6 protein-coding genes are annotated in these 12,222 nt (G+C 43.2%); 3 read left to right on the plus strand and 3 right to left on the minus strand.

All coding sequences use genetic code 11. From position 1 onward, the window contains the following. Window positions 1-456: 456 nt before the first annotated feature. The gene (locus H6G18_RS20850) at window positions 457-930 is read left to right on the plus strand and encodes a DUF29 domain-containing protein (protein ID WP_190409014.1); all 474 of its coding nucleotides are present in this window, start codon (window positions 457-459) and stop codon (window positions 928-930) included. Window positions 931-1,165: 235 nt separating this feature from the next. Next, on the plus strand, window positions 1,166-2,953 hold the full coding sequence (gene aspS, locus H6G18_RS20855) for an aspartate--tRNA ligase (RefSeq protein WP_190409015.1): 1,788 nt from the start codon (window positions 1,166-1,168) through the stop codon (window positions 2,951-2,953). A 140-nt stretch (window positions 2,954-3,093) separates the two neighbouring features. Here aspS and murQ read toward each other — a convergent pair whose 3' ends face one another. Further along, entirely contained in the window at window positions 3,094-4,020 is a 927-nt protein-coding gene (gene murQ / locus H6G18_RS20860; protein ID WP_190409016.1) for an N-acetylmuramic acid 6-phosphate etherase, read from the minus strand. A gap of 115 nt (window positions 4,021-4,135) precedes the next feature. Continuing rightward, entirely contained in the window at window positions 4,136-4,570 is a 435-nt protein-coding gene (locus H6G18_RS20865; protein ID WP_190409017.1) for a DUF3110 domain-containing protein, read from the minus strand. Between the two features lie 464 nt (window positions 4,571-5,034). Here H6G18_RS20865 and H6G18_RS20870 point away from each other — a divergent pair, with 464 nt between their 5' ends. Further along, on the plus strand, window positions 5,035-11,142 hold the full coding sequence (locus H6G18_RS20870) for a translocation/assembly module TamB domain-containing protein (RefSeq protein WP_190409018.1): 6,108 nt from the start codon (window positions 5,035-5,037) through the stop codon (window positions 11,140-11,142). A 150-nt stretch (window positions 11,143-11,292) separates the two neighbouring features. On the opposite strand, the gene H6G18_RS20875 is transcribed toward H6G18_RS20870, so the two are convergent. Next, window positions 11,293-11,730, minus strand: a complete 438-nt coding sequence (locus tag H6G18_RS20875; protein ID WP_190409019.1) for a DUF6918 family protein — start codon at window positions 11,728-11,730, stop codon at window positions 11,293-11,295. Window positions 11,731-12,222 lie beyond the last annotated feature (492 nt).

The raw sequence follows: 12,222 nt of genomic DNA on the forward strand, positions 1-12,222 counted from the left end.
GATATCGGGCATGGGCTGATTGTGGTTTTTGAGTTGTCGTTGTGAGAGACAATAACTCTACTACATCGGCCCTCTCTCTTCATCCTCTTATTTTGGCTAAGGTATTGTTATTAGTTATCAATTATTGACTTAATGTAATCACACTACAAACTCAACATCTACCCTGCTGCTTCTTTTTTTGAGAAAAGAAGATTTTGATTTAGTTTACTTTTTTTCACATAGGTTGCTTTGATTGTCTGCTTACCCTAAACCCAAAAACTTAGAAATTAAAGGCAATAGTTTACTAACAGCCTCAACTAATGCTGCTGTCTCTGGTAAACCATGATGCTTTACTAAAATTAGCCCCAGTCAAGTCTAAAGAAAAGGAACATTGATTTTACTTATAGGAATTTTTCTATAATTGCAGTAGGTGTGAATCATCAAGCCAACAGCCTAATCAGTTTTTAGAATTGCTATATGACCAATCAACTGTATGAACAAGATTTTAATCTTTGGCGAGAAAGTATTATTGAGCAGATTAAACAACATCGATTCAATGAAATAGATTGGGAGCATTTGCTTTTAGAATTAGAAGACATTGGAAAATCCGAAAAACGGTCTTTTAAGAGCAATTTAACAATTTTGATTGCTCATTTACTTAAACTAACCGTTCAATCTGATGCTCCTGAAACAATGCAAGGAAGTTGGTATAGTTCTGTGACAGAACATCGTTTCCGAGTCAAAAAGGATTTGGAAGAAAATCCTTCTTTGAAGAAATATATGAATGAAGTTATTTCTCAAGCCTATGCTGATGCTCGAAGGCTGGCAATTAAAGAAAGTAAAAAAGCTAAATTAGGAGTCAGGCAACCGTCTGAAGCAGAATATCCGATGCATTGTCCTTATCTTTTAGAACAGTTATTAGATGAAGATTTTTATGCAGGTAGTGATTAATACTATCCTGTTGTATTGCATAACAGCAGAATATCACAAATGTCAAGAACAAGGCAAAAGTTTACCTGAAAAGCCATTAAAAGTAGCGTAGAGTGGGGCATGATGCTAAACCATAGAATTTGAAGTTGCATGAGATTGTGCTAACTGTCCTTCAATTAGATACGATTGATGCTAGATAATGGGAAGGCTTTGACATTCACTAGCCAATCTAGCCCGGAAGAACAGATTAACAACTATGCGAACTCACTATTGCGGCGAACTCCGACAAGAGAATATTGGAGAAACTGTTACCTTATATGGATGGGTAGACCGTCGCCGCGATCATGGGGGCGTGATATTCTTGGATTTACGCGATCGCTCTGGTATTGTCCAAGTTGTCAGCGATCCGCAACGCACCCCAGACTCCTACGAACTGGCTAACTCTCTACGTAATGAATACGTTGTAGAAATTACTGGTAGGGTGACACGACGTCCAGAAGAATCACTGAATACCCGTATCCCTACAGGGGAAATAGAAATCTACGCTGATCAGATTGAATTGCTCAATGGAGTGCGGAAACAGTTACCATTCCAAGTCTCTACCGCCGACACTGAGACAGTTAGGGAAGACTTGCGGTTAAAATATCGTTACTTGGACTTGCGGCGCGATCGCATGGCGCGTAACATACAACTGCGTCATCAAGTCGTAAAAGCTATGCGTCGCTACTTAGAAGACGTGGAAGGTTTCATCGAAGTCGAAACCCCAATTCTCACCCGTTCCACCCCAGAAGGCGCACGGGACTATGTTCTACCCAGTCGCGTTAACCCCGGTGAATGGTTTGCTTTACCCCAATCACCACAGTTATTTAAGCAGATACTGATGGTAGCGGGGATGGATAGATACTATCAAATCGCTCGTTGCTTCCGCGATGAGGACTTACGCGCTGACAGACAACCAGAATTTACTCAGTTGGACATGGAAATGAGTTTCATGTCTGAGGAAGAAATTATCGAACTGAACGAAAAGTTAGTTAGTTATATCTTCAAAACTGTAAAAGATATTGAGTTACCGCTTCCATTCCCCCGTCTCACCTACGCCGAAGCAATGGAACGTTATGGTAGCGATAAACCAGATACCCGCTACGATTTACAACTGGTTAACGTTTCCGATGTCATGAAAGACTCTGGTTTCAAAGTCTTTCGGGATGCTGTCGCCAATGGCGGTATAGTCAAAATTCTGCCAATTCCCAACGGAAATGAGCAAATTTCTAATGTGCGAATCAAACCAGGTGGAGATTTATTCCGAGAAGCCAGCGAAGCCGGTGCAAAAGGTTTAGCTTATATCCGCGTTAGAGAAGATGGGGAAATTGACACCATTGGCGCGATTAAAGATAACCTCACAGAAGAGCAGAAACAGGAAATATTGCAGCGCACAGATGCAAAACCAGGACATTTGTTGTTGTTTGGTGCTGGTGATGCGGCTACTGTAAATAAAACTTTGGACAGGTTGCGGCAGGCGATCGCCAGAGAATTTGGTTTAATTGATCCAGAGAAAATCAACTTGCTCTGGGTTGTAGATTTTCCCATGTTTGAATGGAATGCAGACGAGAAGCGCCTAGAAGCACTGCACCACCCATTCACCGCACCCCATCCTGATGATTTGCATGACTTAAAAACAGCCCGCGCTCAAGCTTATGATTTAGTATTCAACGGTTTTGAAGTCGGTGGCGGTAGTCGGCGGATATATCAACGAGAAATTCAAGAACAAGTGTTTGAAACCATTGGTTTGTCTCCCGAAGAAGCACAAAATAAATTTGGCTTTCTGTTAGAAGCATTTGAATATGGTACACCGCCGCATGGTGGTATCGCCTACGGTTTAGACCGATTGGTGATGTTATTTGCTGGCGAAGAATCAATTCGAGATGTGATTGCTTTTCCGAAGACACAACAAGCACGTTGTTTGTTAACAGATGCACCTTCTGGCGTAGATGTCAAGCAGATGAAAGAACTGCACGTGGCTTCGACTTACAAACCAAAATCTTAGGGAATCAGATCTGCTTTTGGGAGAGTGTAAGGGTTGTTGGGGTGTCAGGGGGTAAAGGTTTAGGGGTTTTTAACCTTGTCCCTAGTCCTCAGTCCCCAATCCCCTGTCCCCTATTCTCAAGAAACTTAAACAAAAATTAATTACGAATTACATTGATTTTTATAACTAGCAACAGCTTCCCTCAGATTCCCTTGATGTGCTGATAAAAGCCGATCGCCTGCATCTTTATCCAAGCCAGTCCAGTGCATCACCAGGGCTAGTTTTACCCACTTACCACTACGTTCTAATAAGTAACCAGCCGCTTCCCGACTTAAGCCTGTGAGGTCTTGCAAAATTCGCAAAGCGCGATCGCGTAACTTTTGATTTGTTACCGCCACATCCACCATGCGATTACCGTAAACCTTGCCCAGTTTGACCATCACCCCAGTAGACAGGATATTTAAAGTTAGTTTGGTAACAGTACCGGCTTTGAGACGAGTAGAACCTGCCAATATTTCTGGCCCCGTTAACAAGCGAATATCAATATCAGCGACAGAACCAACTTGTTCTAGTGGTACACAAGCAATAAAAATTGTCAAGGCTCCGCGTTGACGAGCCGAGTTAATTGCACCGTGGACAAAAGGCGTAGTTCCACCAGCCGTAATGCCAACGACAACATCTAACTGAGTAATATGACGTTGAGCGATCGCTGCATCTCCATCTTCAGCCCGGTCTTCTAAATCCTCAGAACTGCGTACCAGTGCGCCAGCACCACCAGCAATAATTCCTTGTACCAACTCTGGGGGTGTGCAGAAAGTTGGCGGACACTCAGCCGCATCTAACACGCCCAACCTGCCACTTGTCCCAGCACCGATATAAAACAAGCGTCCTCCCTGACGCAAGCGATCGGCTGTCTGTTCAATTGCTGCCGCAATCTGTACCTTAGCCGCCCCCACCGCCGCCACTGTCTTGAGGTCTTCACTATTAAACAACTCTACCAACTCCAAAGCACTGAGTTGGTCTAAGTTCAGACTCAGAGGATTGACTTGTTCAGTCAATAAATGCCCACGTTCCTGCAAATTTGCCATGTAATCTGATGTTCCCTGTCATTATGTAATTTAGTCAAGAATCCCCAGCCCATAGCCCATAGTTCAATTCTTGACCATTGACTAATGACCATTGACTAATGACTAAATGACTAAGTTACAACAATCCTTCCAGTTTGCGACGAATATTTTCCAGTTCAGTAGCAGAAAATTCTGAATCTTGAGCCGGTGGTACCAGATCAGACTCGAAAATTTCGTCATCAGTACCCTCGTCATCATACTGACCATCAGGTTGCCAGTCAGTTTCTTCTACATTGATTTCAGGGGGAATCACTAGGTCGCTATTTTCTGGGATTATTTCCCAATCATAATTAGCACTTTCGCAAAATTCCTTAATTTCCTCAGCGTCAATCGCCTCTACTGTAGGAGTAGAGAAATCCTGAGCTTCCAGCAAGAGGGCAAAACGTATAGCATCATCTTGGGACTCAAACATAAGAATTTTATTGCGATCGCCCACACGAACGGTGTGAATCCCTTCATTTTCCGTATTAGCGTTAAAAATTAAAACAAAAACCCGCATTGGCGTAATCATTTATCTTTATGTTCCGAGGTCTATTGATTAATTAAAGTTCTAGACCGTGTACCTGGGAAAGTCACAGCAATATTTTCACTTTAATTCAGATTTGACTGACAATATCAATGGCTTGTTTTTCCACAGGACAATATGAGGTAGATGGCAGGGGGAGAAATCCTTACTCCCCATTCTCTAGTCAATTCCACTCACCGAGTTGATCCGAATGCCAAAATCTCTAATTGGTTTGTATCCTGGTATTGGCATAGTTAACACGAATGCTGAATACTGCTAAGGTAACGAGCTTTTAAGTTGGATTATCTCAAAGGACGGAATGCTTACCATAACTGCTTTCCTAAATTTTGTAAGATCAGCCTTTCACCCACAGGATATTTTGTAGCTTGCTTCCTGTAGGATATTTTAAATTTTAAATTTCTTTAAATAGTGCGCTAACCACATCCAGCAAATAAAAGTAAACTCATATCATGATCAACTCTCCCAATCAAAATCAATGCCCACGAACCCCGCGCCGGAGTCTATGGTTGCTGATTTTGAGCCGTGGTGGTATTGCCATAGGTGGACTTTTAATTGTGGGTTTGATGGGCGGTATTTGGCGGTTATGGACTTTTGTGCAGAAAGAGTTAACACCGTTAGCACAAGAAAGTCTCACGACAACCCTTAACCGTCCGGTACAACTGGGAAGAGTCACTAACTTTTCATTGACAGGAGTACGGTTTGCTGAATCATCTATTCCTGCCACACCCACAGATCCAGATAGGGTGACAGTCGATGCGGTGGAAGTAGGTTTTAACCCATTACTGTTAGTTTTTAATCGCCAGTTAAAACTAAATGTCACTTTAGTAAATCCAGACGTTTACATCGAACAGGATAACCAAGGACGCTGGCTCACCACGACCATAGCGCCACCAGGTGAAAAGGGAGCCATTCAAACAGATTTAGAAAATGTCAACTTCCGCAACGGCAAGTTGATGTTGCTCCCGCAAGTCAGAAATGAGGGAGCAATCAATGCAAAATTAAATAATTTATCCCCCCACTCCCTGCCTCCCATAGGATTTTCTCAACTAAATGGATCTGCTCAACTACTGGAAAAAAACCAGCTAATTAAGTTCAAGGCTGGAGGTACGGCAGATAGCGGTGGTAATGTAGCGCTTGACGGAGAATTACGTCCTCAGACAACTGCTGCTAATCTTCAACTGCGGGGGCAAGAATTATTAGCGACTGATATTACTCGCTTGGTGAAGTTACCACTGAGTTTAGAAACGGGTAGAGTTAATGGCGATTTGCGAATCCAGCTAGAACCAGGACAAGAAACTTTGTTGTATGGCAGTGCTGATTTGCAAAAGGTAACAGTGCAGATTCCCCGCGCGCCGCAGCTATTGACGAATACCACAGCCAATGTTTACTTCCAAGGGACGGAAGTAAAATTAGAAAATGCTGTTGCTAACTATGGCAGTATTCCTCTAGTCGCGGCGGGAATCATTGACACCAAAGCAGGTTATAAGCTCACAGGACGTGTCAACGGTGTTAGTGTAGCCAATGCCCAAAAAACACTTAACATAAATTTGCCTGTACCCGTAACTGGACAATTACAAGCCAACTTACAAGTAGTGGGAGAACCAACTAAGCCCATTCTCTCAGGTACAGTTAGCACTATTAATACTGCCCGCATTGATAAAGTAGATTTTAAAAAAATTACTAGTAAGTTTGAGTTTTCCCCTAACGATGGCTTAGTTAGCTTGAGAGATGTTCAAGGCCAAACCACAATAGGCGGAGAAATTAATGGTGGTGGCAGAATCTTACTTGGGGAAAATCCTCAACTGAATTTGAATTTTGCCGCGAGGAATGTAGCGGGGAATGCGATCGCTAAACTATACGATACAAATACTGCCTGGCAAATTGGCACTGTGTCAGCAACTGCCCAAGTAACCGGCGCTCCCACTAACGTTAGTACTTTGGTAAAATTTGCCGCACCTAAAGCTGTCTATCCTGCTACTGGTGAAGTTATTATCGGCGCAAATCGTAACATTAACTTTCGCAACGTAGCTCTTAAGGTTGGTGGCGGTACGGTACGCGGATATGGCAGTTTCGCCAATGAACGTTGGCAAGCTGTAGCCCAAGCTAGTAGTGTCAATTTGACACCATTTGTCAACCAAAATCAACTACAAAATATCTCTTTGGCAGGGGCGCAGTTTAACGGTCGCGTCATCCTTACAGGTACGGCTGCACCCTTTCAAATTGCCAGCATTCGCACAGAAGGGGCAGGGGTGCAAATTGGTGGCGGGACAATTGCAGTCTCTAACATTCAACTGCAAGACCAAGCCTTTGCGGCGCGACTGGTGGCAAATAATGTCCGCCTAGCACGCATTCTGAAAAATGCTCCTCCCGCTTTAGCTAATCCCATCGCCGGGACTTTCCAAGTAGTAGGTAACCGAGAAAATTTCAGTCTCAACACTTTACAAGCTACAGGTGATGCCCGTCTCAGTGTGGGTAATGGTACAATTAGCGCCGCCAATATTCAGTTAGTTAAAGGTGTGTATCAGGCGCAAGTCCAAGCGAATAACGTACCTGTCCAACGTTTGGCAGCCTTACCACCCCAATTTCAAGGTAATTTGACGGGAAAATTTGATGTCGCTGGTTCTGCTGAGTCTTTCAGTCCCCAAGCCATCCAAGCAAGCGGTCAAGCACGATTAAATGTTGGCAATGGTACGATTAACGCCGCCAATATTCAAGTAGCTAACGGTAAATATCAGGCGCAAATCCAAGCAAATAATGTACCTGTGCAACGTCTAGCCGCCGTGTCACCCCAGTTTCAAGGTAACTTGACGGGAAAATTTGATGTTGCGGCTGAATCTTTTAGTCCCCAAGCCATCCAAGCAAGCGGTCAAGCACGGTTAAATGTCGGCAATGGTACGATTACCGCCGCCAATATTCAGGTAGCTAACGGTAACTATCAGGCACAAGTCCAAGCAAATAATGTACCTGTGCAACGTCTAGCCGCCGTACCACCCCAGTTTCAAGGCGATTTGACTGGACAATTAAATCTGGCTGGTTCTGTTGCATCCTTCAGTCCCCAAGCCATCCAAGCAAGCGGTCAAGTACGGTTAAATGTCGGCAATGGTACGATTACTGCCGCCAATATTCAAGTAGCTAACGGTAACTATCAGGCGCAAGTCCAAGCGAATAACGTACCTGTGCAACGTCTAGCCGCCGTACCACCCCAGTTTCAAGGCGATTTGACTGGACAATTAAATCTGGCTGGTTCTGTTGCATCCTTTAGTCCCCAAACCATCCAAGCAAGCGGTCAAGGTCAATTAAACGTGGCGGGTGGAGGGATAATTAATGCGTCAAACATCCAACTCGCTAAAGGTCGTTATCAGGCTGTAGTGGCTGCTGCTGGTGTGCAGTTAAATCGCTTCAATCAACAGTTAAAGGGTCAGCTTGGCGGTCAATTACAACTAGCAGGTAACTTGGGTTCGACCAGATTAGCTGATGTGAGTGCTGCGGGTCAGGTACAATTATCACAAGGAATCCCTGGTGTTGAGCGTCCCTTAACTGCTGCGATCGCCTGGAATGGTGAACGGTTAACTATCCAGCAAGCCACAGCCCCCGGTTTAAATGTCACTGGCGATATCTTAGCCAATGCCAGCAAGCCAGGTATACCTGAAATTACTGCCCTCAATCTCAACATCCAAGCCCAGGACTTTAGCCTACAACAGTTACCAATTACTTTACCAAATCAAGTAGCTGTGGCAGGAAGGATGGACTTTAACGGTCAAGTTACAGGTAGATTACCCTTGCCCAATGTCAACGGGCAATTCACCTTAAAAGACTTAGTTGTCCAAAATATTGCTTTTGAACGGTTGTTAACTGGCAATATTCAGTCAGCCGCAGGAAAGGGATTGAATTTCAATTTAGCCGGAAATAGCGATCGCCTAGCCCTGAATTTAGACGGCAATAATCGCCCCCAATCCTTCCTAGTACAACGGCAACAAGCATTAGCATCAGGTCAAGTAAAAGGGAATGATTGGGCTGTGAAAGTTGCCAACTTCCCCCTAGCACTATTGAACTTGTCACCACCGCCAAATCTGCGTTTGGGTGCTGGTAGGGTAGCTGGGTTAGCAACTGGGGATGTACAGTTTAACCAAAATACTTTTAATACTAACGGGAATATAGCGATCGCCAATCCAGAACTTGGCCGAATCAAAGGCGATGGTTTAACAGCCCAGTTCCGCTACAGTAATGGTACAGCTACCCTCACCAGTAGCGAATTTACTAAAGGTAATAGTCGTTACGCCTTAACTGGTAACTTCGGACAGACTCCCCAAGGCCCCCGCATTCAAGGGAAGTTGAACGTCACTCAAGGCAATATTCAAGATGTGCTAGAAGTAGCACAAATATTTGACTTCCAAGATTTCCAGCGTAATGGCGCCGAACCCAACTACGGCAACGCATCGGATCTCAACACCTACTCCCAAGGCTTGCCCAATCAGCCGTTATTCGACCAAATCAAACGTTTTTATGAAATTGATGCTCTAGTTGCTAAACAGGAACAAGAACGGAATGGTTCACCGATACCAAACCTAGCAGATTTGCAAGGAACCTTTAACGGAGACGTGACTGTAGACACTGCCACAGCTAATGGTTTAGCAGTACAGTTTAACTTGAATGGTCAAAACTTTGTCTGGGGTCAAGAAACAGAACCAAATCGTTTTTACCGCGCCGATAACATCATAGCTGAAGGTAATTTTACTAACGGGGTTTTGCAGTTGCGACCTGTGCGAATTGAATCGGAAAATAGTCTAGTGGCTTTCACTGGTAACATTGGTGGGAGCGAACAATCTGGTCAATTGCGAGTTAATAATTTTCCCATTCAGTTACTCAATAATTTCGTCAACCTCCCAGTCGGTGTAACAGGAAATGTCACTGGAACAGCAGCTTTGGCCGGTAGTATTGCTAATCCCCAAGCCAGAGGAGAACTGCAAATTACAGATGGGACACTCAATCAAAATCCAATTGAGTCAGCCACAGCTAGTTTTAGTTATGGTAATGGCCGCTTAAACTTTGGTAGTACCGTAGCCATTACTGGGCCGCAACCTGTAAATATTGCAGGTAGTATCCCTTATCAGCTACCTTTTGCTTCTGTCGCTCCTGATAGCAATCAAATCAGTTTGGATGTAAAAGTTGAAAATGAAGGACTGGCACTGTTCAACTTGTTAAGTAACCAAGTCACCTTTGAAAAAGGTGAAGGTGAAATAGACTTGACTGTACGTGGAACTAGAGACCAACCCATCGTCAATGGTATTGCTACTATCAAAGATGCCACTTTTTCTGCTCAAGCTTTGCCAGGAAAGATCAGAGGTGTTACAGGTAGAATCCTGTTTAATTTCGACCAGATTTTAGTAGAAAGTCTGCAAGGCAGATTTAGCCGTGGACAAGTGCAAGCTGCTGGAGCAATTCCCGTATTCGACAACAATAGTGTAGCTGTTAACAATCCTCTAACTGTGAATCTTGATCAGCTAACATTAAATCTCAAAGGTTTGTATCAAGGTGGTGCTAGTGGTAATTTACAAATTACTGGTTCTGCCCTTAATCCAAGTATCGGAGGTAAGGTAGGTTTATATGATGGTCAAGTATTGCTAGCAGAATCTACTGATAATAACCAACCTACAAATAATGTTTCTAATATATCACTGACAAAATTTAACAAACAAAACACACCACCAACTGAGAGCGCTAACACTAGTTTTAATAATTTAGAACTAGTGTTAGGTAAAAACTTACAAATTACTCGTCCTCCCCTTCTCAGTTTCGACGCTACGGGTAATCTCACAGTCAATGGTTCTTTTGCCGATCCTATACCTGTGGGTACTATTCAATTAAGAAAAGGTGGAGTGAATTTATTTACAACCCAGTTTAACCTGACTCGTGGTTATGAACATACTGCTACCTTTAGAGCCAATCAACCCCGTGATCCAGATTTAGATATTCAGCTACTTGCAAAAGTTGTAGAGGTAGTGCAGAACAGTGACTTGAGCAGACTTAATCCTGTTGGGTTAGGTGCTTTAGATACTGTACGAGTGGAAGCGAATATCAAAGGGCCTGCCAGCAGACTGAATGAAAGCCTAGAATTAAGAAGCAGTCCGTCACGCAGTGAAACTGAATTAGTAGCACTTTTGGGTGGTGGATTTGTCGATACTCAAGGGCGTGGGGATAGTACATTAGGTTTAATTAACATCGCTGGATCAGCCGTTTTCGGTAACTTTCAATCTGCCTTTAACCAAATTGGTACTGCTTTTGGTTTAAGTGAACTGCGAATCTTCCCCACTGTCATCTCTGATAATCCGGAAGCTGGTAGTAATAATAATAGAGGTGGTTCTAGTATAGAATTGGCAGCCGAAGCTGGAGTAGATATTTCTAACAAGTTCTCTATTTCTAGCATCAAAATCTTAACGGCAAATGACCCTTTCCAATGGGGGATTAATTACCGCATAAACGATGAATTCCGTGTACGTGCTTCGACTAATTTAGAAGATGATAGTCGTGCAGTAGTTGAGTATCAAACACGGTTCTAAAAATGGGGATTAGGGGCTAGGGTAAGTGTAGGTTTTTCCTAAAATTATTGAGTGATGAGTATAAAATTCACGAAATAATTAAGGTTATATAAACTGCTACAAACTTATACCCTTACACCCTAAAACCGCAAATGTACAAAAATTAAATTTTTAAGCCTTAGTGTATTTATCAATTAATTTTGCAAAATCTGGCACTGCTTCTTCTACGTGTTGCTTGGCTGAACCACGAAATTTATCATAAGTTCCCCGCACAATTTGGCGCTTTGAATCCTTGACTCTGGCATCGGTAATGCTAAGTAATGCGTCGGCTGTGCGAGAACGACTCTCAACCAAATGTCCGACGGGATCGCCCTTCTGGACACCCTCACCCCAGATTGGATCAAGCGCTTCAAAGCACTGTGGTAGGAGCTGCTCTACTACATGGGGGATATATCCAGGTTTGACTCCCTTCAGGGCAGCAAAAGCAGTTTTCAAGGCTATACCACTTATACCTGACTTGGAAGCGAGTTGTGCTTCTATCATGTTGCAGCAATCATCCACGACCAGAGCCTTTTTCGTTGGGTTCAAGAGTCCTTCACTAAGTCTCATTTCACTCCTCTTGGGTATCAAAGTACTTGATTTCCATTCAATTATTTTCCTGTCGAGCAGGAAATTACAGAAAATACTATCAGATTGGATGATCATTTAGCTGGTTAGTAGATGGTGCCAAGGAGAAGAAGTGAGAGAGCATACTTCCTGGGGAAAGTTAGGCGATCGCCCAGATAATATAGGATTAAGCTAATCGTCATTCACTTTTCCAGACTGATTCGCTTGTAGTAAGGGCTTTAGCCCTGGCTTTATGCAACTTAAATGCTGATTAGCTTAGTAGGTAATATTTTTTTAAAATCAGTAGTTACTGCTTGTATTGGAGTGTTTTATTTTTTATAATTAACTGTCTGAATCCAATTATTATAGGTAATATTCCTAGCAATCCTATTAATTCTCACTCCACACATAAGCCATCGAAAAATCTTGGCAAACTGTCATCAATATTTATGGCTGCGAAGGCAATCAGACTTTTAATAAAAGCTGTTACTAGCT

It is taken from the genome of Anabaena subtropica FACHB-260, assembly GCF_014697105.1.
Lineage (GTDB): Bacteria > Cyanobacteriota > Cyanobacteriia > Cyanobacteriales > Nostocaceae > Trichormus > Trichormus subtropicus.

What these genes read in the sequence shown, in the direction of transcription:
- H6G18_RS20850 (WP_190409014.1), top strand. Translation starts at nt 457, where the DNA reads ATGACCAATCAACTGTATGAACAAGATTTTAATCTTTGGCGAGAAAGT.
- aspS (WP_190409015.1), top strand. Translation starts at nt 1,166, where the DNA reads ATGCGAACTCACTATTGCGGCGAACTCCGACAAGAGAATATTGGAGAA.
- murQ (WP_190409016.1), bottom strand. Translation starts at nt 4,020, where the DNA reads ATGGCAAATTTGCAGGAACGTGGGCATTTATTGACTGAACAAGTCAAT.
- H6G18_RS20865 (WP_190409017.1), bottom strand. Translation starts at nt 4,570, where the DNA reads ATGATTACGCCAATGCGGGTTTTTGTTTTAATTTTTAACGCTAATACG.
- H6G18_RS20870 (WP_190409018.1), top strand. Translation starts at nt 5,035, where the DNA reads ATGATCAACTCTCCCAATCAAAATCAATGCCCACGAACCCCGCGCCGG.
- H6G18_RS20875 (WP_190409019.1), bottom strand. Translation starts at nt 11,730, where the DNA reads ATGAGACTTAGTGAAGGACTCTTGAACCCAACGAAAAAGGCTCTGGTC.